The 23,987-nt window shown below is 40.8% G+C and carries 19 protein-coding genes; 14 read left to right on the top strand and 5 right to left on the bottom strand.

The features are described 5' to 3' along the window. Nucleotides 1-141: 141 nt before the first annotated feature. The 13 genes from DU508_RS16320 (at nt 142) to DU508_RS16260 (ending at nt 13,902) form a co-directional block, all read left to right on the top strand. Nucleotides 142-2,580, top strand: a complete 2,439-nt coding sequence (locus DU508_RS16320) for an SLBB domain-containing protein (RefSeq protein ID WP_115403861.1) — start codon at nt 142-144, stop codon at nt 2,578-2,580. Nucleotides 2,581-2,585: 5 nt separating this feature from the next. After that, nucleotides 2,586-3,662, top strand: coding sequence for a Wzz/FepE/Etk N-terminal domain-containing protein (locus tag DU508_RS16315; RefSeq protein WP_115403860.1), 1,077 nt, complete (start codon nt 2,586-2,588; stop codon nt 3,660-3,662). A 15-nt stretch (nt 3,663-3,677) separates the two neighbouring features. Continuing rightward, entirely contained in the window at nt 3,678-5,141 is a 1,464-nt protein-coding gene (locus tag DU508_RS16310) for a lipopolysaccharide biosynthesis protein (RefSeq protein ID WP_115403859.1), read from the top strand. Then, nucleotides 5,104-6,195 carry a DegT/DnrJ/EryC1/StrS family aminotransferase gene (locus tag DU508_RS16305; RefSeq protein ID WP_115403858.1) on the top strand — a complete coding sequence of 364 codons (1,092 nt, stop codon included), beginning with the start codon at nt 5,104-5,106 and terminating at the stop codon, nt 6,193-6,195. Before DU508_RS16310 ends, DU508_RS16305 begins: the two co-directional genes overlap by 38 nt. Further along, entirely contained in the window at nt 6,186-6,899 is a 714-nt protein-coding gene (locus DU508_RS16300) for a WbqC family protein (protein ID WP_115403857.1), read from the top strand. The genes DU508_RS16305 and DU508_RS16300 overlap by 10 nt, the downstream gene beginning before the upstream one ends. Then, nucleotides 6,896-7,867, top strand: coding sequence for a hypothetical protein (locus tag DU508_RS16295; RefSeq protein WP_115403856.1), 972 nt, complete (start codon nt 6,896-6,898; stop codon nt 7,865-7,867). The genes DU508_RS16300 and DU508_RS16295 overlap by 4 nt, the downstream gene beginning before the upstream one ends. Then, on the top strand, nt 7,867-8,415 hold the full coding sequence (locus DU508_RS16290) for a GNAT family N-acetyltransferase (RefSeq protein ID WP_115403855.1): 549 nt from the start codon (nt 7,867-7,869) through the stop codon (nt 8,413-8,415). The genes DU508_RS16295 and DU508_RS16290 overlap by 1 nt, the downstream gene beginning before the upstream one ends. Nucleotides 8,416-8,510: 95 nt before the next feature. Then, nucleotides 8,511-9,503 (top strand): beta-ketoacyl-ACP synthase III, encoded by a 993-nt coding sequence (locus DU508_RS16285; protein ID WP_199562729.1) that lies wholly within the window; start codon nt 8,511-8,513, stop codon nt 9,501-9,503. Nucleotides 9,504-9,514: 11 nt separating this feature from the next. Beyond that, on the top strand, nt 9,515-10,195 hold the full coding sequence (locus DU508_RS16280; protein WP_158542191.1) for an SDR family NAD(P)-dependent oxidoreductase: 681 nt from the start codon (nt 9,515-9,517) through the stop codon (nt 10,193-10,195). Between the two features lie 4 nt (nt 10,196-10,199). Beyond that, entirely contained in the window at nt 10,200-11,165 is a 966-nt protein-coding gene (locus tag DU508_RS16275) for a glycosyltransferase family 2 protein (RefSeq protein WP_115403853.1), read from the top strand. Nucleotides 11,166-11,517: 352 nt separating this feature from the next. Beyond that, nucleotides 11,518-11,925 (top strand): helix-turn-helix domain-containing protein, encoded by a 408-nt coding sequence (locus tag DU508_RS16270; RefSeq protein ID WP_115403852.1) that lies wholly within the window; start codon nt 11,518-11,520, stop codon nt 11,923-11,925. Nucleotides 11,926-11,964: 39 nt separating this feature from the next. Next, entirely contained in the window at nt 11,965-12,555 is a 591-nt protein-coding gene (locus DU508_RS16265; RefSeq protein ID WP_115403851.1) for a response regulator, read from the top strand. 30 nt (nt 12,556-12,585) lie between these two features. Beyond that, nucleotides 12,586-13,902 carry a sensor histidine kinase gene (locus DU508_RS16260; protein WP_115403850.1) on the top strand — a complete coding sequence of 439 codons (1,317 nt, stop codon included), beginning with the start codon at nt 12,586-12,588 and terminating at the stop codon, nt 13,900-13,902. 996 nt (nt 13,903-14,898) lie between these two features. On the opposite strand, the gene DU508_RS16250 is transcribed toward DU508_RS16260, so the two are convergent. After that, on the bottom strand, nt 14,899-16,152 hold the full coding sequence (locus DU508_RS16250; protein WP_233509655.1) for a hypothetical protein: 1,254 nt from the start codon (nt 16,150-16,152) through the stop codon (nt 14,899-14,901). 24 nt (nt 16,153-16,176) lie between these two features. After that, on the bottom strand, nt 16,177-18,555 hold the full coding sequence (locus DU508_RS16245; RefSeq protein ID WP_199562728.1) for a TonB-dependent receptor plug domain-containing protein: 2,379 nt from the start codon (nt 18,553-18,555) through the stop codon (nt 16,177-16,179). 116 nt (nt 18,556-18,671) lie between these two features. Here DU508_RS16245 and DU508_RS16240 point away from each other — a divergent pair, with 116 nt between their 5' ends. Further along, on the top strand, nt 18,672-19,664 hold the full coding sequence (locus DU508_RS16240) for a helix-turn-helix transcriptional regulator (RefSeq protein WP_115403847.1): 993 nt from the start codon (nt 18,672-18,674) through the stop codon (nt 19,662-19,664). Between the two features lie 421 nt (nt 19,665-20,085). Here DU508_RS16240 and DU508_RS16235 read toward each other — a convergent pair whose 3' ends face one another. From DU508_RS16235 to DU508_RS16225, 3 genes are read right to left on the bottom strand one after another with little or no spacing between them, the layout of a single operon-like run. Further along, the gene (locus DU508_RS16235; RefSeq protein ID WP_115403929.1) at nt 20,086-21,231 is read right to left on the bottom strand and encodes a cellulase family glycosylhydrolase; all 1,146 of its coding nucleotides are present in this window, start codon (nt 21,229-21,231) and stop codon (nt 20,086-20,088) included. 20 nt (nt 21,232-21,251) lie between these two features. Beyond that, nucleotides 21,252-22,436, bottom strand: a complete 1,185-nt coding sequence (locus tag DU508_RS16230; protein ID WP_147273645.1) for a sialidase family protein — start codon at nt 22,434-22,436, stop codon at nt 21,252-21,254. Between the two features lie 20 nt (nt 22,437-22,456). Continuing rightward, nucleotides 22,457-23,983: a RagB/SusD family nutrient uptake outer membrane protein gene (locus DU508_RS16225; protein WP_115403928.1), complete on the bottom strand. Its 1,527-nt coding sequence runs from the start codon at nt 23,981-23,983 to the stop codon at nt 22,457-22,459. Between the last annotated feature and the right edge of the window lie 4 nt (nt 23,984-23,987).

Raw genomic sequence — 23,987 nt, 5'->3', positions numbered from 1 at the left:
TGTTTTATTAAAATAATAAATATTCTTATTTATACTAAAGTTTAATATTTTAACTATTTTAAAAACTATTATCATTTAAATACGTTATATTCTATTCAAAGTATAAAAACACACCTAATAATTAATCTTTTCATCATAAATATGAAGCTATGTTTACGCAGCGTTATAATTGCGCTGCTCACTTTTATTATCTTTTCCCCCGCCGGCTATACACAAGAAAAAAAGCAAATTCAAACTGTAAACGTTGATGCCTTAGCTGACAGCCAAATTTTAGAATTACTTGCCCAGGCGAGAGCCGCAGGGCTAACCGATGAACAGGTTTTAGCAAACGCAAAAACCAATGGAATGACCGCGGTAGAAACCGAAAAACTGCGAATAAGGATCAGCCGCATACGCATGAATGCCATGGACACCGTGGATACAAGCGGCAAACGAAAGCTAAATTATCAGACAGACAGCCTGATCAATCCATCTGCTACTGCAATAGGTATGCAAAATCAGCGGCTGCCAATTTTTGGAGCAGACCTCTTCGCCAGTAACAACATTCGTTTCGAACCCAATATGACGCTGGCTACGCCCACAAACTACATATTGGGTCCTAGCGATCAATTGAACATTACAGTATACGGCCAATCTCAGGCTAACTGGAAGCTGGACGTGTCTCCTGAGGGGAATATTAACATTCCCGGTACAGGCATCATCAACGTTGCCGGCAAATCAATCCAACAGGCCACTACATTGATCAGAAATAAATTGGTCGCCAGTAAATACTCCATTGGTAACGGAACCAGTTTGCAGGTAAACCTCGGCAATATCAGAAGCATAAAGGTCATCATGGTTGGTCAGTTAAAAAAACCCGGCACTTATACACTCCCATCATTGGCCACTGTATTTAATGCACTCTATTCTGCCGGTGGACCCAGTGCAAATGGGAGTTTCAGAAAAATCGAAATCATCAGAAACAACAAGATCATCAGACAATTGGATGTTTACGATTTTCTGGTGAGCGGCAACCAAAAAGACAATATTAACCTGCAAGACCAGGACATTATCAGGGTTCCCACCTACAGCGCCAGGGTAGAATTTTCCGGAGAGGTAAAAATACCGGCCCTTTTCGAGGTACTACCAGGAGAAACACTTGAAAAACTGATCAGTTTTGCTGGCGGATTTACTGACAGCGCTTATACGGCCAGGATCAAGGTTTCTCAAATCGCCAACCAGCAACGCCGGATCACTGACGTTCTGGAAGAAAATTTTGCATCCTATAAAATTCTAAGGGGCGACAAATTTGTTGCCGAAGGCATTATTGACCGGTTTGATAACAGAGTAACCATACTTGGTGCAGTTTTCAGACCTGGGAGCTACGAACTGGAAGAAGGATTATCACTGGCAATGCTCATTACAAAGGCGCAAGGCCTTAAGGAAGACGCTTTTATGGAGCGGGGCACAATTACCAGGCTTCGACCCGATAACACTACCGAACTCATTTCTTTCGATGTAAAGAACGTGATCAACAAGCAGGAACTTATTCCCTTACTGCGGGAGGATGTCATAACCATAGCCTCCATATTCGATCTAAGGGATAAATATCAGGTAAGCATTAACGGAGAGGTCCGAAATCCCGGAACCTATGCGTTTGCAGAGCGGATGAAACTGGAAGACCTGATTTTCGTTGCCGGTGGATTTGCCACGGGCGCAAGCACGGTAAGGATTGAAGTGGCACGCAGGGTACAAAATGCGGATCCACTCTCTACATCCACCGCCATCGCGACTGTTTTTACCGTAAATTCTTCCAGTAGACTAACCGCCGATCAGAGCAATTTTACCCTGGAGCCGTTTGATATCATTTCGGTGTTCAGCCTTCCGGGTTATGAAGAACAGCGGTTGGTAAAAGTGATTGGCGAAGTGGCCTACCCAGGCACCTACGCCATTAAAAACAGGGATGAAAAAATATCAGACCTGATTAAAAGGGCAGGCGGCCTCACTGTACTTGCCAACATAGAGGGAGCTACCCTAAAACGTGAAAATATTTTGGGCGTAGACAGGCAAAAGATGGATGTAAATGAAATTTTGAAGAATAGACAAGAACAAATCAATAGGTTAAACGTGGCACAAACCATAAATGTTGAGCAAAGCCTTCGAAATAACTTTGTAGGCATAGACCTTAAAAAAATACTGGAACGGCCGGGATCATCAATAGACCTGCTCGTGCAGGGCGAGGATGTGATCAGCGTTCCAAAATCTGAACAGGTTGTGAAGGTAAATGGAGAAGTGCTTTTTCCCAGCACCATCGTTTATGTAAAAAGAAAATCCCTACGAGACTATATTGACAATGCAGGTAGTTTTTCTCAAAATGCATGGACAAAGAAACCCTATATTATTTATCCGAACGGTACAGTAAGATCCACACAAAAGTTTCTGTTTTTTAAAATCTATCCTTCGGTGCGACCTGGGAGTGAAATTTTTGTACCTCAAAAACCTGTGCGCACGCACAACACGCTTCAGGATATTTTCGGCGTAGCCGGTGGTTTGGCTTCACTGGCCGCAATTGTTCTTGGCATTGTTACCATTAGCAAATAATTGGGATGATGAATTCACCACAACAACCACTTGCAGCCGACGAAATATCGTTAAAAAACTGGATCAACAGCTTTGGCAACATGCGCAGACATCTTTTTGCGAGATGGAAAATAATAGGATTTGCAATGCTGACAGGCGGGATAATTGGGCTTGCCTACACAAGCTTTCGCAAGCCAACTTACAAGGCAGTCTGTACGTTCGTTCTTGAGGACAATGGAAAAAGTGGAAATAGCGGATTGGGGCAATATTCTGCTTTAGCTTCTATAGTAGGAATAGATGTCAATGGAGGTAGTGGCCTTTTCCAGGGCGACAATATCATTGAACTTTATAAATCCCGTTCCATGATCGAAAGGACATTATTATCTCCTGCAATTTTTAAAGGCAGGCAGCAGCTGTTGATTGACCGGTATATTCAGATGAACAAACTGGATCTGGCCTGGGCAGACAGTCCTAAGATGAAGGGCATCAGCTTTGCAATTCCGAAAAAGGATTTCAAGGTAGAGCAAGACAGTATCATCAGTGCGATTGTAGAAAACCTCAATAAAAATTACCTCACGGTAAGCAAGCCAGATAAAAAATTAACCATCGTTAGTGTGCAAGTGAAAGCCCCAGACCCTCTTTTTGCGAAGGCATTTACAGAAACCATTGTAAATAATGTTAACACCTTTTATATCCAGACCAAGACCAAGGGCATGGTGCAAAATCTTGTACTGTTACAAAAACAGGCAGACAGCGTTCGCAGGGCACTCAATGCTTCGATCAGTGGTACCGCAGCGGCACTAGACATCTATCCGAATGCAAACCCGATCATGCAGAGCTTGAGGGTTCCATCACAAAAGAGACAGGTTGATGTACAGGCAGCTAGTGCAATTTACTCAGAGGTAGTTAAAAATCTAGAAATAGCAAAAGGCTCGCTAATGAGGGAAACACCATTGATACAGGTTATCGACGAACCGGTTTTACCCCTGCCAAACGACCGGATAGGAAGATTAAAAGGAATATTAACAGGAATGGGAATCGCCCTGCTGGTTGCAACAATCAGCATCTTAATCATGCGGAGCTATCACAAAATAATGGAATAAACTAGTAAAGGCGTCATGTTCAAAAACATCATTTGGGATTTTATGGGTAAATTTTCGGTGCAGCTGATGGGCTTTGGCATTACAGTGATGCTGACCAGAATGATCTCTCCTTCGGAATTTGGGGTAATGGGAATGGCGATGGCAATCATTATGATCGCACATTTGTTTTTAGACCTGGGATTTAACAGGGCAATCATTCAAACCAAAGAGATCTCCGATGTTCAGTATTCGACCGTGTTCTACCTTAATGTGGGCATTGCAGTTTTATTAACAGCCGTATGCTATGCACTTTCATATCCCCTATCTTATTTTTACAGAGAATCCTTGATTCGTCCGGTATTCCAGGTGCTCTCCATCGTTTTTTTAATCAACGGATTGAATCTTGTGCCATCGGCAATCCTTTATAAACGGTTAAAATTCAAGCTTAACAGCATATTGAACATTGTCTCTTCGGTTGTTGGGGGCACCATAGGTATTGTAATGGCCTATAGTGGTTACGGAATCTGGAGTTTGGTGGCTCAATCGATCATTACTTCAATTGTGATGTTGGTTACCAATTTCATTTATGCCAAATGGTTCCCAATAAGGATGTTTAGCTTAAGATCGATCAAACCATTGTGGGCTTACGGAAGCAGGATGTTCACATCAGGCCTGCTTGATAATATTTATGCCCGACTTGACATCTTTATTATCGGCAAAATATTCTCTACCAGCACCCTAGGTTTTTATACACGTGCCCAGAGTATGGATAATTTCGTGAGACAGCTCTCCGTGAACAGTATCATGGGCGCTATATTTCCTTATATCGCCAAAAATCAAGACAATAGACCATTTCTGAATGACCTGTATCTACGTTATTTACATATCATTTGCTTTGTATCAATTGGTTTGAGCGGGACGCTGTTTTTGATAGCCAAATATTTTTTCCTGGTGCTTTTTACTACCAGATGGCAATATGCTGCAGAACTTTTCCAGTTAATGTCAATCGTGGGTTTTGTATGGCCTGTAAGCAGTTTAATGTGCAATGTGATTTCGGGAGTAGGTAATTCCAAAGCCTTTTTACGATTGGAAGTATATAAGAAACTGCTTTTCCTGCCAGTTTATATGCTCGGATTTATTTTCGGACTGAAAGGCTTTCTGTATTTTTTTATTGTTGCTAATGTGATATGTCTCATTATAAATGCTGCTTTTGTGAGCAAGGAGATAGCGGTAAAATTGCTGCCACAGCTTAAAATTATTTCAAATTATTTTTTTACCGCAGTCTTTGCAATTGCGATCAGCTATTTACCGCTCAGATTGCTTGCCGATCAGAGCAACTGGCTCAACATCATCCTTCTTGCAGGTTGTTTTAACCTGTGCTATCTGTTCATCTCCTATATCCTCAAACTTGAAGCTCTCGGGAATCTGCCCATTCTTTTCAGTAAAATCAAAACCTACCGCTATGATCAACGTAACAAAAACATTCCTTCCTCCATTTGAGGAGTATACAACTCAGCTTAAACGAGCCTGGGATAAGGCCTGGATTACCAATAACGGAGAATTGGCGCATGAACTGGAAGAACTGCTCAAGAAATATCTCAATTTGGACCATCTGCTTTATGCCGCGAATGGCACAATTGTACTGCAGCTTGCTCTTAAGGCTCTGGAGATTACAGGAGAGGTCATCACTACCCCTTTTTCTTATGTGGCCACTACAACTGCGCTGCTATGGGAAAACTGCACACCTGTTTTTGTGGACATTAATGACCGGAATTTCTGCATTGACGAAAATAAAATCGAAGCAGCAATTACACCTAAAACCCAGGCCATTCTTGCTACACACGTATATGGACACCCCTGCAATATTGCTGCAATAGAAAAAATTGCCAGCAAGCATCGTTTAAAAGTGATTTACGATGCGGCCCATGCCTTTGGCACCCAATACAACGGTAATTCGGTTTTTAATTATGGCGATGTGAGCACCTGTAGTTTTCACGCCACTAAGGTGTTTCATACAGGAGAAGGAGGATGCATGGTGGCTAAAGATCCGGTTATTGCTGAAAAATTAATGCTTTACAGGCAATTCGGACACATTGGAGAAGATTATTATACCATGGGCATCAACGCAAAAAACTCTGAAATGCATGCTGCAATGGGTCTGTGCAACCTGAAATATATTGATGACATCCTCCTAAAACGGAAGCAGGTATGGGAGCATTACGCAGAAAGCCTGAAAAACCACGATTTACAAATATTGGAAATAGATGGCAACGTTAGCTACAACTACGCTTATTTTCCTGTGGTTTTCACTTGTGAAGAACAGCTTTTGGAGGCGGTCACTGATCTGAATGCGAAAGGCATTATACCAAGAAGATACTTTAACCCATCGCTCAACAAATTGCCCTATGTGGATTATGCCCCGTGCCCGGTTGCTGAATCCATTGCATCAAGGGTACTTTGCCTGCCGCTATTTTATGAACTGGCAACTGAAGATCAGGACAAGATCATTAACAGTATCGTTAACACCAAATCAATTGCAAAAAAATGCGCTTAGGAATCATGCAACCTTATGTATTTCCATATATCGGCTACTATCAGCTGATCTCATCAGTAGATAAATTCATTATATATGATGATGTGAATTACATCAAGCAAGGCTGGATCAACAGAAACCAATTCCTACTCAACCATAGTGCATTTAAATATGTTATTCCGTTAAAAGAAGCAAGTTCTTTCAAGCATATTGCCGATACTTTCATAGACCCGCGCAGCTATCCACATTGGTGCGTAAAATTTTTTAAAACGCTTGAACAGGCTTACCGAAGAGCTCCATTTTATGATCAGGTTTTACCGCTGATTAAAAACTGCTTTCTTGAATTGGAAAATTTTACCATTAACGAACTTGCTTCGAACAGTTTAAAAAAAACCAGCGCTTATTTAAACATTGATACAACATTTGCGCATTCTAATAATTGCTATGCAAATGAACAACTTTCGGGTCAGGAAAGGATAATAGACATCTGTTTAAAGGAAAATGCGGAAACTTACATGAATGCAGTGGGCGGTCAGCAATTATACTCATTTAACGACTTTAGCACCCATAAAATCGACCTTGTTTTCTTAAAAACCGGAGAAATTACCTATACGCAATTTAACGGGACCTTCATTGCCGGACTTTCCATGATAGATGTGCTGATGTTCAATAGCGCTGAACAAATTTCAAAAATGCTGAAGACTTATAACCTGATCACGGCATGAAAGAAATAGGCGGATATTTTGAACTGGAACTTCATCAGGGAAATGCAAATTTTCATGATACTCCATACCGTTTCAACAGCGGGCGGGCTGCATTGGGATTTATTTTGGACAACCTGAAACCTGTTAATGTATATGTTCCTTTTTATACCTGCGATGCACTTCTGGAGCCTTTAAAAAAACTAGGGATCAACTACACATTTTATGAAATTGATCAATCCCTGGAAATAAAATCACTACCAAAACTGCTTGCTAATGAAATGTTGCTGTATATCAATTATTTTGACATCAAGGTAAAATACACGGAATATCTGTCACAGCGTTATAAAGACAAGTTGATTTGCGATTGTACCCAATCTTACTTTTTAAAAGGCAACGGTGTTTCCTGGTACTTTAACTCCTGCCGAAAATTTTTCGGTGTGCCAGATGGTTCTTTCCTATATACTCCAAAAGAAACAGATTGGTTATCTATATATGAGCAATTAGAACCAAATGAAAATTTTTTGACCGCACACCTTTTTGCTCGTTTCAATGGCGAAACGCAAAAAGGATATCCGTTTTTTCAGGATAATGAAGCACTTAATGGGCAACAAATCAGCCAGATCTCCAAACTCAGCAGCTATCTTTTATCAAATATAGATGAACAACATGCTATAAATTCGAGAAAGGCCAACTTCGGTTTTTTGCATCAAGCGCTAAAGGATAGCAATCACTTGCCCATTTTACCAAGTGTCGATTCCTCTTCATCATTTTATCCTTATTTACCAGGCAAATTGATGGATAAGCGCCAATTTTGGAAACTGCTGGTTTTTATACCCAATTTCTGGAATGAATGTGTACAGCGACAGGGAAATGAACAATTTCCTACCGAAGTATATTTAAGCGAACATCTCATTCCAATACCAATAGACCATCGATATCAATCGGAAGATCTTGTCCGGATTTTAGACATCATTAAAAATTTAAGCTAATGCAGTTCAATATTAAATTCAGGCCATTGCAACTGGCCGACGCCCATTTCATCAATAATTTAAGGCGCTTGGAAAATATGGAAAAATTAATTGGCGGGTCGATTCGTCCCGTTTCATTGGAACGCGACCAGAAATGGGTAGAAGACCTGATCATGAAAGACGATCAATCTACTGTTTATTATGCCATTACCGAACTGGAGAATGAGGAAATCATCGGCTATACCTCAGTTTCAAATATCGATTATCGCAACGGAACCTGTTTTTGGAGCGGCATTAAACTCGATCAAACAAAAGCAGGCAAAGGGTATGGCAAGCAAACTGCGCTGAAGTTGATGCAGTTTGTTTTTGATGAAATGAGAATGGTTCGCCTGGCTGCCGAATGTCAGGAAAATCACTCCATCGCCTTGAACATGATGTTAAATGTTGGTTATCAAAAAGAAGGGCTGATGAGAAAGAGACTCTTCAAAAACGGAAAGTCGAACAACCAATGGCTTTTGAGCGTGACAGATGAAGATTATGTGGAGATTAAAAAAAGGAACGGGTTATGACCAGACATAATTGAAATAAATGCTAACATACAAGGGAATGTTTATTTCAATGATCAATGACTCCATCTGACCAATAAAAACATGAAAATAAACAGATGAAACAGCAGATAAATAATGTGAAGATAGCTGGCACCGGCTCCTATCTCCCTGCAACAATCGTGACCAATGCCGATATCGAGAAAACAGTCGACACTACTGATCAATGGATCCGAAATCATATTGGCGTAACAGAGCGGAGGATTGTGACCACTGAGACAACAAGTGATCTCGCTGCAAAGGCCGCAATAAATGCATTGGAATCTGCCGGCCTGTTTCCTGCAGATATCGATCTGATCATCGTAGCCACTTCTACTCCTGACCGATTGGCGCCTTCAACGGCCTGTATTGTACAAGACAAAATTAAGGCATACAATGCTGTTGCCTTCGATCTGGCGGCGGTATGCTCTGGATTTCTTTTTGCCTATAGTACCGCAGCACAGTTCATTGCAGCCGGAACCTATGAGCACGTACTAGTGATTGGGGCAGACACTTTTTCAAAGATTACCGATTGGAGTCGTCGTGACTGCGTTTTCTTCGGCGATGGCGCCGGAGCCGTGGTGTTGTCTGAAAACAAGAACAATGATGGAATGATGAATTTCAGATTGTTTTCTGATGGTCGCGGAAAATTTAATTTTACCATTCCCGGCGGTGGATCGGAATTTCCTGTAAGCCAGCATACAGTGGACGAGGGTTTGCGCTATTTCCAAATGAATGGCAAAGCTGTTTTCGAAACCGCCATTAGCAAGCTTCCCGAAGCAATCAATCAGGTACTGGAAGATTCATGTCTAACCATCTCGAACATCAAAATGCTGGTACCTCATCAGCCAAACATCAATATTTTAAAAGAAACGGCTTTAAGAATTAACCTCCCATTTGAAAAAGTAATGGTAAACCTGGACAAATACGCGAATACGTCTGGTGCCACCATTCCCATTATTCTTGACGAGACTTATAAGACGAATAAGATAGCCGCTGGCGATTATATACTTTTTGCCGCAGTAGGATCTGGCTGGACCTGGGGTGCAGGCATTATGAAATGGACTATTTAAAAAAATTAATCATGATAATTATTACCGGAGCATCAAGGGGAATCGGAAAATACCTTTTGCACTATTTTGTAAATAGAGGCGAGGAAAATGTAATTGGAATTTGCAACAATACCATCCCTGATTCAAACCTTGCACATTACTACAAGCTAAACCTCAAAAACGATACTGAGATCAAAAATTTCATTGCGCAGAATGATGGCATTAATCAACTTACCCTGATCAACGCGGCAGGCATATCCTATAACGCATTTGCCCACAAGGCAGACCTGGAAAGCTGGATAGAAGTGATTGAAACAAACCTGATAGGATTGTTCAATCTGACCAGACACTTATTGCCCATCATGAGATCTAACAACTATGGGCGTATCATTAATTTTTCATCGGTGGTAGCGCAACAAGGTGTGGCTGGAACAAGTGCCTATGCTGCATCAAAAGCAGCATTATGGGGCCTTACCAAAACCCTCGCAGCAGAAAATGCATCTAAGAACATTACTGTGAACAACATCAATCTTGGCTATTTCAATATTGGAATGATTGATCAGGTTCCGGAATCCATTCTAACCCAAATCATAGCTCAGGTGCCCGCCAAGCGGTTGGGCGACCCGACAGAAATATTATCGACCATTAAATACATGATCGAAACTCCTTATTTAAACGGCGCCTCAATTGACTTAAACGGCGGCTTATTTTAAACGCATGATTATAGAAGAGCACAGCCAGCCAATGGTTTCGATATGGATGATCACCTACAACCACGAAAAATTCATCCGCCAGTGCCTGGAAAGCGTACTTGCACAGGAAACCAATTTTAGCTACGAGATCATTATTGGCGAAGATTGTTCAACCGATCGTACCAGGGCCATTGTACAGGAATTTGAAGCCCTATATCCGCAAATCGTCAAACCAATCTACCAAGAATCCAATGTTGGTGCTTATAAAAATGCTTATCATTATTGCTATCCTGCATTAAAGGGAAAATATATTGCCTGTTTGGAAGCCGATGATTATTGGATCGACAGACAAAAACTCCAAAAGCAGGTTGATGCATTACAGCATGACCCAACGGCAGTTGCCTGTTTTACACAGGTAAAAGTTTTGATTGACAATGAAGATCATTTTGAAGAACATTGGTCGTCCCGTCTGCCCTTGAAAAACAGATATGATGTGGAGGATATCCTGAAAACCTTTAATATCACAACCTGTACGCTTTTATTTCGGAACATCTACCCTCAGCTTCCCTACGATCCATTGGCCTTCCCTACCGGCGATGTATCGCTTTCGGCCTTTTTATTGCTCAAGGGCGATGCCATTTTTATCAATGAGCCAACTGCGGTATATCGCGTACATCATGGAGGCATTTATTCCCCACATAACCTGGAGAACAAAAATCTGGTCTTTGTGAAAATATTTACCCAGCTATTAAAAGAACCATTGTTTGCAGCCCATCGTCAATTGATAAAGCGGTTGTTGGCCGACCGCGCCTATCAGGCACTATGTTTCGAAATCAAAAAAGCTAATCCAGAAAACAAAAAAATAGACACTTACCATCATTTGGCATTAAGCCAGATGCATTTTGGTAATCTGTATTACCCATTGAAAACCATGCTCCGCAAATACCTTTATCTGCTTACAGGAAAAAGTTTCGGCAGATCTATGGATTGAACCGTTAAAAGTGCAATTGGGTGTACTCAATCCACAAAACAATCGGTACGGTAGTAACGCTGATCAAAGATAAAGGTAACAAGTTTTAGACGCGGTCAATGTAATAAGATTATCTGCATCATTCTTACCCTATTAATAGGTTATAAAAGAAATTAATTAAAACAAAAATTATTAAACTTAAAAGATAATTTAAACTGAATTCATAATTGATAACTTAAATCAATATTATTATGAATTAATTTTATTCTATTTTAAACATTTTTTTATCCATGCTGTTGTGAATAAACAGTGTAAGTTCGTTTATGCCATTGCAGAATAATATTTTAAAATCAAATAATTTAACTTTAATTCAATGAATTTGATAAATTCAGATTTCTTCTTATTTTGCGGGGTAACAAAAAAGAATGACCCTATGTTAGGAATAGAAAAAAAAATCAGAACCCTGCGACAAGCCAAAGGATGGTCGCAAGGTGAGGTTTCAGAAAAAATAGGACTGTCTACAGCAGCCTTCTCTAAGATTGAAAAAGGCGTGACTGATGTCAGTATCTCACGATTACAACAATTGGCCGAGTTATTTGATGTTCAGCTTTCAGAGCTTATACTACCGGTTGAGCAACTATCCAAAGACCACCAGGAATCATTGAAAGAAGCAAATGATACTATTAACGCTCAGCTCAATAAAATTGTTGAATTACAGGAGTACATTATTTCGCTATATGAGCAACTCCACAAGGTTAAAGCAGAGGTGGCATCGCAATAGTAAGAAAAGTAAAATGATCAAAAAGGAAGAAGGCCAAGAATGAAAAAAGATTATCAGATCAATTGCTACTGTTTTAGTCCCAGCTGCAAAAATTCTATATTTAATGCGCATACATGTGTCATAACCAAACGTTCTTTTGCGGAGGCGGCGGCGGTAGAGGCAAAATGTGAATGTTGTGGACAGGAATTGGTATCTGCCCCAATCCTGCGCATGACCCGGATATTGAACGGAGCACTTCATTCAGAAAAAACATTGACTTCCTTTGTCATCGATGATGATCTTTTCTTCCATACCACTGCGAAGGATCTTTTCAATCATTCTGAACGTTTTAAAAAATCAAGACACCTTACCTGCGCTCAGGAAGCCTTGGATTATCTCTCCCGCCATATTGACAATCCTGAACTCATACCAGATTACATCTTTTTAGATGTGAACATGCCATTGATGAACGCTTGGGATTTTTTGGAGGAGTTCGACGGGATCTTCCCCAGGCTTAGCAAAAAAATTTCAATTTACATTATCACCAATAGCATCTTGCCAGCTTATCAAGCGCGCATCAAACATTTTGCAAACGTCAAGGCCATTATTGAAAAGAATTTCGATCTTGATTTCCTCAATACCATCCATTAGGTTACCAGTTGTTAGAATTTACATGGACCTATGTTAAAAAAACCTCATCATATTGTAGCTGTCGGCGCCTATGCAAGCAGAATAGAAGAACTAAAACGGTTTTTCGAACATACGCCACTTGATGGAATATGCTATATCATTATTCAGCACCTTTCCAAGGATTTTAAAAGCAGAATGGCTGAACTGCTTTCCAAGCACGAAGAGTTATTTTCGACAAGTGAGGAGATGGAATCGGCAAATGAAAAGCTACACGCCATTAACATCGATTATGAGGCTAAAAACAGGGAATTATTGGAACTTACCGATGACCTGAACAACTATTTTAGGAGCAACATTAACGGGCAGCTCTTAGTAAACAATGAACTTCAGCTGGTAAAGTTCTCTCCCAGCGCAGTCAAACTGATTAATCTTCGGGAAAGTGACATTGGGCTCCCACTGAATACCATCTCAACAAATATAAAACTCCATACCATCATCGATGACATTAGGGAAGTACTAAAAAAAGGAAATGTTATCCATCGTGAAATTCAAACTTATGAAAACCAATGGTACCAATTGGTAACTATGCCCTATCTTAGGGATTCAGATCAGGTACAGACTGGTGCGATCTTAAGCTTCAACGATATCTCCGAACTCAAACATGCCCAGCTAAAACTCGATGACCGCAATAAAGCATTGAGCAGAATCAATGAAGATTTGGACCATTTTATACATGCTGCTTCCCATGATCTTTTGGCGCCTTTGGGCAATATAGAAACCAGCATTGCGGTAATGAACAAAATGGCCTTGAGCGATGTAAGACTACTTGACTACCTTAACATCATCAATAGCTCCATCAAAAAGTTTAGTTCCCTGGTTAAGGATATTGCTGTAATTGCCCGGATAGAGAACGATGCTTCGATTGAACAGATTGATCTAGCGGAATTAATTGAAAATATCATTTGGAGCCTTGAAGGCAAGATTAGTTCTTCGGGCGCCATCATAATAAAAGATCTGGAAGTCCCTACGATAGGGTTTTCAAGAAAAAATCTGAGGAGCATCCTCTTCAATCTGGTGTCTAACGGAATAAAATTCCATCGAGAAGAGGCTCCAATTGTAAGGATTCAGGTAAAAAGAGAAGATAGTTACACTGTTTTATCTGTTCAAGATAATGGAAAGGGCGTTAGAAAAAGAGATTTCGATAAGATATTTGAACTTTATGGGAGAATCAGCCAAAGCGTAGAGGGAGATGGCGTAGGTCTTTATCTCACTAAAAAAATCATTAATGCGGCAGGTGGAAATATGCTGGTAGAAAGTGAATTTGGAAAGGGTACCAAGTTTACCATCTACTTTAAAGATATTGGTTAACAGCTACCGATTATGTTATAATGCACTCCCAGTCGTTTTGTTGAGGAATTGTTGCATCAGTCTATGAATCATCTCGTTCTCACAGAAACTCCACCTCACTGAACGTAATAAGGCACAGATTACCGCTTCTTATCAGTAATAGATAATATACACATCAGCATGCAGCATTTGTTACCGCTCTGAAAAGGTAAATAAAAGCCTTTGCTATGGAGTTATGAGTTTTCTACCGAGAAAAGGATATGAGGAAATATTTGTTGAAACCATTACAGATGCCTACAAAAAATCAAGTTGGGTCCATTCTGGATGAACGAGAATCCTACTTAAAACAAATACAAGACTTAAATAAAAAATTGAAAAGACCAGGAATTTATTGTTGGGACAACGATATTGATACCGTTGATTTTCGAGCGATCAAAAACGAATGCGGTGGGAAAATATCAATATTGGAATCCAGACTAACAGAACTAACACAAGAATAAAGCTGTGTTGAACGTTAACCAATTGCAGAGCGTGCTATCGATAATTTAATGAATCTTGATTTATTTTATGAAAATTCCAATGTGGAGGGGCAAAGATACCTTCATAAGCTATCTATTTCCTCAAAAATAGGTATGCGATGGAGACCGATATCGAACACCTGATCAACGGCCGAAACGGCCAATAAGTTTCCTGAACTGTATCTTGGTGTCGATCTGCAGCACATCCAACTGTAGGGCGAGTTGGCACTCTATTGAAAACAAGACAGTCATAAAAAAAGAGGAAGTGGGTGCCTTTTTGGATTGCCCTCTTCCTCTTTTGCATCGAACTTTTATTTTTCAGATTAATGAAGAATGGCCATTTGTCATTCTAAGTGCTAATATTTTCTGTCCTGTAGGGATTTTCACACATGGTAGCCCCTGATTTTTAAAGCGTGCACCCAGCTTTAGTTCCAGGATGCTGAGAATCTTTAATGACAAAGGCCTGCATTTCAAAATATAAGTTCATCACTACCTTGGCCTACTCAGTAATGATGTTGAATCCATTCAATCTGCCGCTCTCTTTCAAGTGAAATGTTTCTTTGATATTGCCCGTTGCAGGGTTATATTGATTTACACCCGAGTAACCTTCTGTCGTGTTGTTAGAAAGAAAATAGATTTCACCATTATGCAGGAAAGGGTTCTGTGTACCGTAAAAGCTATCGGCAGGGATATTCAGTCGTGTAGCCTTTTTAGTTGTCGCATCAATTTGAGTCCAATACCAAACATCACTTCGGTAAGTCACACCATGCTGTGCGCCGCCATAGTAAGATACACCGCGAGAGGGAACTGTGGTGTAGATCTTGCTATCATATACAAACAACCTGTTAAATTCTGCAGGGAACTGGTAGTTCTTGATGTCGATGGAGAAGGTTGGATCGAATTGTGTTTCTCCGCTTTTGATACGGAGTATTTTAGAAGAATATTCGATTGGTTGTCTTTTCATATCGCCAACTGCAACAAAGTAAAGGTCTTTTGTTTTCTCATCCAGACTCCAAAGCACGTGATCAATAAATACACCCAAGTTGGTAGTACCGCCGAATTTGGTAACATTGAGAATTTTATTATTGGTCAGGTCATAAACCGCAATAGCCACTTCTTTATTTTTCGGTGATACCTGCCAATCGCCAGCTAATTTGGTACCGAGCAGCAAATCTACGTAGAGCTTATCGTCACGCTTGGCGAGGATCAATTGTCCTGCAGATTCGTCTGGCAGACCTTCAGAAAGTGAGCTAAAGTCAATTTCGCCGGTGCGTTCCATTGTAGTAGGGTTAAATTTCTGCACTTTTAGTCCACCTCTTACATCGTCCCAGTAATAACCTTCCGTTGGACTTGCCACAAGATAATTAGTGATATATGCTGTAGAAAGTGAAGGCAGGAACTTATCTTCTACAACTTTTGATTCAGAATTGATGCTAAGTTTCAGAATTCCTTGTGCATTAGAGGCACTATTTACCTTGTAAAGCGTTTTTCCTAACGTTCTGCCCCCCAGGGAGCTGCTTACCTGGAAAAACGGAATACCAGAAAGATTGATTTCCCTTGCTTTATTGTTTTTCAAAGCATAAATACCACCGCTCCAGTTTGCAGCGGCATTATAGATCACCCAGGTTTCATTTGCTGGCAGATCGCCGCTGGGTGTTGGTGTTGGATCAGCGCCTTTTTCCTTGCTGCAGGAGCCAAAAAATAAAAGAGCGGAAAGACCGATCATCATTACTGTGAATTTGTTACGTTTCATATTTGTATTAATTTATTGGTGTGATTAAAAAAACTGATATAATACTTTGAGATAGAATGCCCTTCCTGGCTTCTGCACATTGAAATTGTCATATAGCCTGACGTCGCCAATATTTCTGCACTCTCCAGATAAGGTTAGTTTAGGTTTTGCGAAATGATAATATATGCCGACATTGTTTGCCAACTGTCCCAATCTGTCATCACGCGGTATGATCAGGGATGTCTGAATATTTTTTACTTTCTCGAAAAGCCCCGGTTCCTGGTTCTTTGGAATGGCCTGCAAAAAGAACCGATGGGTGTAATTGCCGTTCCAACTCAATTCCAGGCGGTCTCCTTTATGCAGTACATTCCAAAAGTAAGCATTTAACCAAAAGTTGCCGAAGAAGTAAGGGACATTGGGTACCCTCGAATTTTCCAGATTTCTGAACATCGCCTCTTTAATGCCAATCCGGCGAATGTCCTGATAAGTAACGTTCATACCTATGTTAAAGCGCCGGACGGGAACGTAATTTGCCTCCAACTCAAAGCCTTTTACTTGCGCCCGTTCATAATTAATGTAACGGCTGAACGGAATATCCAGTTGCAAAAAGATGATGTCCTGTACCTTACGGTAAAAAAGTCCGGCCGACAAAGTCAAGCTTTGCTCACCATTTTCCACTGTATACTGACCGTTCAGGTTAACGTTATGGCTTTTCTCGGGCTTAAGGTTCATGTTTTCTTTAATCAACCGGGCATCACCGAAAATCTCATATTCGTCTGGCAATCGTGTTGCATATTCATAAGAAGCCTTGAAAAGGTATTTTCCGTGATTCCACCTTAAACCGCCCAGATATCCCAACTGTTGCCCTGTGCCTGAAGACCGATATCCCATGCCGAAATTATCCGTTGTATAGCCTTCTGTTTGGAAATGATAGTACTTCAGGGCAATAATACTCTCCATCTCCTTTCCGAGCCAGTTGGATCGCAGTCCAAGGGCGGTATTGTCCTTACGATACAAAGCGGGCACACTAAGTACGTCTATTGCCTCAATGGCCGAAATTGCGCCCAGGGGGTCACTGCCAATACGACGCTGTTGATAATATAATTCGCTGAAATCCAGGACGTGGCGATCGGATAGCTCATAAGTCAAATTCAGGCGCGAAGAAAAGAATTTGTAGTTGATTAATTGGTTATTGCCCATGTTGATCTCGCCTGGCTTTAAATTACTTCCAATGATCTGACCATCCCAGCCATATCTAACGGTTGCCGTGTCAATAAATCTGGTTTTGAAATAGCTGTACGTACCAACCGCATTCACTTTCATCCGGTTATTTAAGAGAAATTTTTTATAAGTGAGCAAACTGGTATAGTTTCTCTCCTTCGAATAAGGTTCACCATACGCCTTATCCATTTGCGCATCATGCTGTATTTCCTTGTAAAAGCTGGAAGCTATCAGAGTAAGCCGTAGGTCATCTGTCCAGGTTCTGTTTTGAATGCCTGTGTAAATTTCGGCATAATAGCTCCGCGTCGCGTCATGAAAGCGTTTGGTATCCTGGTAAGTGGTGGGGTTTGTTGAGATAGGAACATTTACTTTATAGTCATTGTCTGAATAATTTAGAGAGCTACTGGTTCCAAGGTACCATGTTTTGATTCCGTTTCTCCACAAGCCATTCGCTGTAACGCGATGGGTGTTAAACGAACCTGCTTCATATGATAGTTCCGCTAGATTTTTGTAATCATGCCTGGACACGAGGTTGACCCCGCCACCCAAAGCATCAGAAGCGAGGTATAAAGGCATTGCACCTTTGTAGATTTCCACCCGTTCCAGCATATTTACCGGAATGGTCCCCAGGCTAAAGCCGTGTCCGAATAACTCGATAGGAATTCCGTCTTTAAATAACCTGACGGCCTTTCCCTGTAAACCTCCTAAATTGATCTGTACCGGTGCCCCAACCCCGCCGTCGCTGCGCAATCTGACACCGGATGCCCTGTTCAATATCTCGCCGATATCACCGCCCTTATCATAAGATTTTTTCAGATCTATAGCCTGAACCGAAAATGGCGACTGGCCGAGCTGTTCTTTTGCAGTCAACGCCTTCACTGTTACCTGCTGAAGTGTAATTGAATTATCTCCCTGTTCTTTCAACTCAAAATCAAAGCGGTTTTCTTTTATGCAGTCAATATTTATGTTTACTTGTTTTAAAAGAATGGCTCCTTTTCGAAAATGCAGAATGTGTTCGCCACTGTCAAGTTCGATCATGAGGATTCCGGAAGCATCAGTGTTTCCCTTTACAATGTGATCAATAGTGACAACAACATTACTAGCCGCTTTGCCGTTAATATCGGTAACATGTATATACACCGGGCAGGCTGTTGCTACCATGCAGGATACCGACAGCAGAATGGTAAAAAATATTTTAACCAATGATTACTTTTATTTAAACTAATTATAAATTAAATTTGCAGCGCAAAGATATTCCTTTTTGATGAGGGAAAATTTATGAATTAAGAAGTTTTTGTTTTGAAAATGGAAGTTTTATAATGGGTTTTACGTTTCAGGGAAGTGATTTTATTGAATTTCTTGCTTCGGCAAGCCTGTCTGAGGCCGAGGTTTCTCAGCAAGGCATTGATGATTCCGGGATAATGAAATTTAGAACCCCAAAAGGTCAAATTTCATATGAGGAATATCCAGTAAACGACAGTTTAAGCATACTTCAGGGCAGCTACCAACTTAATGATGATGTCACTATATATGGCAGAGGTGAATCCCATCTGCTGGAAATGCACTTCAATCTGTCAGCACGTGACATATACTATCACAATAAAGTTATAAAAAGAGAATGGGCACCTGCTATGTCAGGTAATATCACGTTTCTTTCTCAAGAGGAAAACCAGGCTAAAATATCATTTAATAAAAATATAAGCTATCAAACTTTTGACGTTCACCTTCCACTCCCCATGTTAACAAATTATTCTGGAGAAAGCCTTGCGATGGACGATTTTTTAAATAGCATCAGTAGGAATCAATGCGGCACGCTTTCGGCCAGAGAAGTTGTGATAAGCCCTAAAATATACAGCGCCATCCATGCCATCAAGAACTGTATATATGAAGGTCTGACCAAAAAAATCTATCTGGAGTCAAAAATTTACGAGCTGATCGCTTTCCTGCACGAAGGTTCCGAAGTTGATGATAAAGTATATCCGTTAAGCAATGCCGACATAGAATGTATAAAACATGCCGCTGTCTTAATTCGGGAAAACCTAAGCCATCCTCTTACTATTATCGAGCTTGCCCGAAAGCTCGGTATAAATCAAACAAAACTTAAAAGCGGCTTTAAGGCTATTTTTGGCAATACTATCTTTGGTTACTTGCAGGAAACCAGAATGTACAGGGCACGTAAATTTATACTGGACACAAATCTGTCCATTCATCAAATAAGCAGCTTGTCAGGCTACAACAGCATTTCAAACTTTAGCACCGCATTTAAGCAAACCTACGGGTACTCTCCAAATAAATTGCGCAGCAGATTATAGACGTGATATACTGCTGCCATCTAAACCCTTATTTATTAAAATCGCCTATTTAACACTGACAGATAAAGTATTACCGAAAAATCCGGCATTTGTGCATATTCCAAAATATTATATCTATACCGGTCAGGATCATGCGATCACAATCGATCTAAAAAGAAAATGGTGGCGGCTGCAGGAATTAAACACATACACTGTTGATTTTCAGTCATTGCTGATGCTTACAAAACCAGATGAAGCGACCTCATACTTTCACAAATCATTAAATAGCAGTCCAAATCCGGTCACAATTTTTTGGCGCATAAAATTTAATTTTATAATTACCCATATAGCGCAAAAGTGCTGATAAGAAATTTATCAGCACTTTTGCTTGTACACATTTTGTGTTCCAACTATATTAATCTGCCAATTCGTCAACCCGGCTTCAATCTCTATCTACATTATGTGTCATCGATAATATGATTTCTTTCTCATCTTGTTTATATGGTGTTCCATCTTTCCGCAAGATTTCGTGAAACCAGACAGGCGGAGGTGAACTGTAATTTTTCGTCCACGAATCCCAAGGATATTTAGTCTGCGTTTTGCCATCAACAAAGCCCCAATTAATCATTCCTACATTATATTTTTTCGCAACAGGAAGGAAACCGGCAAAAGTACTACCATTTGGCCTGGCCATATATTCTGTGCAAATAAGAGGTTTTCCATATCTTGATAGCCATTTTATCCGCTTTTCAAATTCAGCAGGACTGTCGTAATTATGGAAAGTGATAATATCGCTCTGTTCGAGCTGAAGTATTTCGATCGGCTTCATTTTGGTGGAGTCAGACCAGTCACCCACCCAAATCCCTGATGTGAGGGGCTGTGAAGGATGAACTGAACGTGCCCATATAAATACTTCTTTAAGCAGCGGCAACACGAGCGCCACTTTGTTCGGAAGCTCTATTTTCTCGTAAGACGGACCGGTCATATTATCTGGTTCATTCCACAAGTCCCAGCCAATGATCCTTTCATCGTTGGCAAATTTTCCGATAATTCCCTTCACATATCTTTCCAGCCTGGGGTACTGCAGGGAATCCTTTAGTGCCAACTGCCCAGGACTTTGAACCCATCCTGAATTATGTTTGAAAGGAATGGGTTCCCTCTGTTTACCCAGTTTATAGAAAGGATCCCAGCAGGAGTCAAAAATCACAAGAAATGGTTTTATTTTATGCTTATGGGCCAGGTTCAGAAATATATCAATCCGTTTAAGAAAGCCTACTGAATCTTGCTGATAAAGTGCATCGTGAAGATATACCCGCACGGTATTCATGCCCAGATCGCTTGCCCATCCCAGCTCCCTGTTAATGGTAACGGTATCAAATGTTTCTGCCTGCCACATTTCCAATTGGTTGATGGCATTACTGGGGATAAAATTGGCCCCGATTAGCCACGGCTGTTTTTTATACCAATCGTTAGCCTGTTGCTTAGTCCATATTTTTCGTTGCGTTTCAGCCTTTTTCTTTTCTCCCGAACAGGCGAAAAACACGCCAAGGCACAATATTAAGGCGTAGGGAAATATTCTTTTCTGCATAATCTTTAGTATAAGTGTTATTAATTTGTGTTGATAACAGTTCCCTTTATCATCCATACTTCTGTGGAATTGGAATAGGCATTGGTACTGGTAACGGCAATTACACTGCCATCACTTAGCACAGTTAAGCTGTTCCATAGACATGATTTATTGCTGGGAATCAAGAAGGGTACAGATTTACTCTTGAAATTCCGGCCTTGTTCATCACCGATGACCACTTTCATATCTGCGAAATTCAGATCATTTGTACGGCCCTCTGTACCCTGATAGGAAAGTATGGTTTCGCCGGTTTTCAATTGCCTGATAAATGGGGCACCTGCGTATAGTGCATCCCCTATCCTATCCGCCAATGCATAGCTTCTGTTTGCACTCTCTGCACCGATTGTTACTGCCCAGTTTTCCTGCAGGCTATTTCTCAATACATAGGGCTTAAAGGTATTAACTGCATTATCTTCTATAGAGACGAGAATGTCTTTGCCATCTTTTAAAAGAAGCGGCACCGGCATTCCATCTCTTTTCCCGGGGCGAAAGCTGACAATTTCCGGGGCTGTTGTCCAGCTTCCGGCATTATCTTTTGATCTGAGCATAGAAATATTCTGCTCATTCGAGTTTGTATACGGGCCTTCATTGGCAAAGTACAACTGTATTTCTCCATTTGGCAATTGAATGGCAGAAGGTTCCCAGCAGCCATTCTCAAATTGATACCCTGCCTCGTACAAATTCTTTTCATTTTCCCAGCTCTGTCCACTGTCACTGCTCTGTTTTACCAGGATGCCGAATTTTCTGGACGGCGCAATATCGTATGGCCTGGCATTGTAAAAAACCAGGATTTTATTGTTGTTCAGCAATAGTAGATCCGGAACGCTCATGTTTGATCCATTGGCACGTGGGGCAATAACCGTTGCCGAAGACCAGGTATTGCCTCCGTCCGTGCTTTTAACCGATACAATGCTACCATCGGCTTCATATACCGCAAGCAATGATGCATCAGCTAACTGTATTATTCTTGCATATCCGGAATAACTGGCGTTCAATGCTGGTGACGAAACCCTTCTTCTGCTATTCTGGTCCCAGCTGATCGATATATCATCCTGCTTAGGTACGGAAACTTCGGGAACAGATTTGTTATCTTTTGAACAGCCTGAACAATAGGTAATGGCTAATATATTAACCAACAGCAATCTAATAAAGGTGTAATGTATCATTGGAGTTTATTGACGATTTATTAATAGTTTGGATTCTGCTTAAGATTTTTATTGTTCTCCACTTCTATTTGTGGCAACGGAAGACGGATGTGTTTACCGGGAACAAAATTATTGAAATCCGGATCGCGCTGAGCTACCTTTGCTACGGCAGCCTGCGTATCGAGGTCGCCCCAACGTTTTAAGTCGGCCCAGCGTACACTTTCCCCGCAAAGTTCTAGGGCCCTCTCCATCTTTAAGCGTTCCCTAAAGAGTGCCTGATCATTTCCGATAGCTGGGTAAGCCGTTGCCAAAGGTGCAAGATTAACCCTTTGCCTTACCCTGTTTACGTATTGATAAGCTGCAGAGGTCTGTCCAAGTTCGTTATTGGCTTCTGCATACATTAAAAGAATATCTGCAAAACGGATTATCCTGTTGTTTACCTGACTAAAATAATCTTCGTTTGTACGCATATAATCCCGCGAATATTTTCTGAACCAGGCTTCATCAGCGTCCCATTGCCAGCTTCTTCCATAAGTCTTGTCACCGAAATCTGCTTCCAGACCAGGATAGAAAAGGCTATATCTCAAACGTTGATCAATTTTACCATCTAAAGTCTTTTCTTTTTTAAATTCATCAACCAACCAGTTTCTTGCCTGGCCATCGGACCATCCTATAGACCTGGGCGCAAAAAACTGAGCTCTGTTATTTCCCATGTTCGAGCTTGGGCCGTCTCCTTCAGCCGTTTTATTTGCATCAGAAAACTGGATTTCAAAAACAGATTCCTTGTTGTTTTCGTTCTCTGCCCTGAAGTTATCCTTATAATCAACCAGATCATAGAAACCTGCCCCTGCGCCGGTTACCAGATAATCAAAGGCTGTTTTTGCCTGTGCCCATTTCCGTTGCTGCATATAAGTTTTACCCAGCAGGGCAAAAGCAGCGCCTTTTGTAGGACGCCCGATATCGTTTCCATTCCATTGCGCCGGCAACACATCTGCAGCTTCTGACAGATCTTTCTCAACCTGTGCCCAAACTTGTGCAAGGCTGCTCTGCTGCGGCATATCGGTTGGGCTTTGGATAGTGGTTACTATCGGAAAATTTTCCCATAATAAGGCAGCATAATAATAATATAGCCCACGTAGAAATTTTGCTTCTCCCAACATCCTGGCTTTTTTGTTCTGATCGGCGAAAGTTATTTCAGGCACATAAGTCAGTACCTGGTTGCATCTGAAAATTGCCTTATAGGTATCGCGGTAGCTTACCTGATTGCCTTCAAAAAAATTATAATTGACATATTGAAAGCGTGTCCAATCAGCCAGTTCGATCCAGGGGCTTTTGCTAAAACCTTCATCAGAAGTTAAATCCAAACGAAAATAAATCCACCTAGACCAACTTCCTGGCTGATAGAACATATGATAAATGGCATTGACACCTTTTTGGGCATCGTCTTCTGTTTTCCAGAACTGCTCCTGTGTAAGTGTATTGGGATTGTCCTGATCAAGCAGGCTTTTTTTACAGGATGATATCACAAAAGTTCCTGTTATCAGTAGAGTTAATAATATTTTTTTCATGTTC

The organism is Pedobacter chinensis, from assembly GCF_003339865.1.
Taxonomy (GTDB): domain Bacteria; phylum Bacteroidota; class Bacteroidia; order Sphingobacteriales; family Sphingobacteriaceae; genus Pedobacter; species Pedobacter chinensis.
Note: the sequence above shows the minus strand (reverse complement) of the source record. Positions and strands in the feature narration are given on the sequence as shown.

What these genes read in the sequence shown, in the direction of transcription:
- DU508_RS16320 (WP_115403861.1), top strand. Translation starts at nt 142, where the DNA reads ATGAAGCTATGTTTACGCAGCGTTATAATTGCGCTGCTCACTTTTATT.
- DU508_RS16315 (WP_115403860.1), top strand. Translation starts at nt 2,586, where the DNA reads ATGATGAATTCACCACAACAACCACTTGCAGCCGACGAAATATCGTTA.
- DU508_RS16310 (WP_115403859.1), top strand. Translation starts at nt 3,678, where the DNA reads ATGTTCAAAAACATCATTTGGGATTTTATGGGTAAATTTTCGGTGCAG.
- DU508_RS16305 (WP_115403858.1), top strand. Translation starts at nt 5,104, where the DNA reads ATGATCAACGTAACAAAAACATTCCTTCCTCCATTTGAGGAGTATACA.
- DU508_RS16300 (WP_115403857.1), top strand. Translation starts at nt 6,186, where the DNA reads ATGCGCTTAGGAATCATGCAACCTTATGTATTTCCATATATCGGCTAC.
- DU508_RS16295 (WP_115403856.1), top strand. Translation starts at nt 6,896, where the DNA reads ATGAAAGAAATAGGCGGATATTTTGAACTGGAACTTCATCAGGGAAAT.
- DU508_RS16290 (WP_115403855.1), top strand. Translation starts at nt 7,867, where the DNA reads ATGCAGTTCAATATTAAATTCAGGCCATTGCAACTGGCCGACGCCCAT.
- DU508_RS16285 (WP_199562729.1), top strand. Translation starts at nt 8,511, where the DNA reads ATGAAACAGCAGATAAATAATGTGAAGATAGCTGGCACCGGCTCCTAT.
- DU508_RS16280 (WP_158542191.1), top strand. Translation starts at nt 9,515, where the DNA reads ATGATAATTATTACCGGAGCATCAAGGGGAATCGGAAAATACCTTTTG.
- DU508_RS16275 (WP_115403853.1), top strand. Translation starts at nt 10,200, where the DNA reads ATGATTATAGAAGAGCACAGCCAGCCAATGGTTTCGATATGGATGATC.
- DU508_RS16270 (WP_115403852.1), top strand. Translation starts at nt 11,518, where the DNA reads ATGAATTTGATAAATTCAGATTTCTTCTTATTTTGCGGGGTAACAAAA.
- DU508_RS16265 (WP_115403851.1), top strand. Translation starts at nt 11,965, where the DNA reads ATGAAAAAAGATTATCAGATCAATTGCTACTGTTTTAGTCCCAGCTGC.
- DU508_RS16260 (WP_115403850.1), top strand. Translation starts at nt 12,586, where the DNA reads ATGTTAAAAAAACCTCATCATATTGTAGCTGTCGGCGCCTATGCAAGC.
- DU508_RS16250 (WP_233509655.1), bottom strand. Translation starts at nt 16,152, where the DNA reads ATGAAACGTAACAAATTCACAGTAATGATGATCGGTCTTTCCGCTCTT.
- DU508_RS16240 (WP_115403847.1), top strand. Translation starts at nt 18,672, where the DNA reads ATGGGTTTTACGTTTCAGGGAAGTGATTTTATTGAATTTCTTGCTTCG.
- DU508_RS16235 (WP_115403929.1), bottom strand. Translation starts at nt 21,231, where the DNA reads ATGCAGAAAAGAATATTTCCCTACGCCTTAATATTGTGCCTTGGCGTG.
- DU508_RS16230 (WP_147273645.1), bottom strand. Translation starts at nt 22,436, where the DNA reads ATGATACATTACACCTTTATTAGATTGCTGTTGGTTAATATATTAGCC.
- DU508_RS16225 (WP_115403928.1), bottom strand. Translation starts at nt 23,983, where the DNA reads ATGAAAAAAATATTATTAACTCTACTGATAACAGGAACTTTTGTGATA.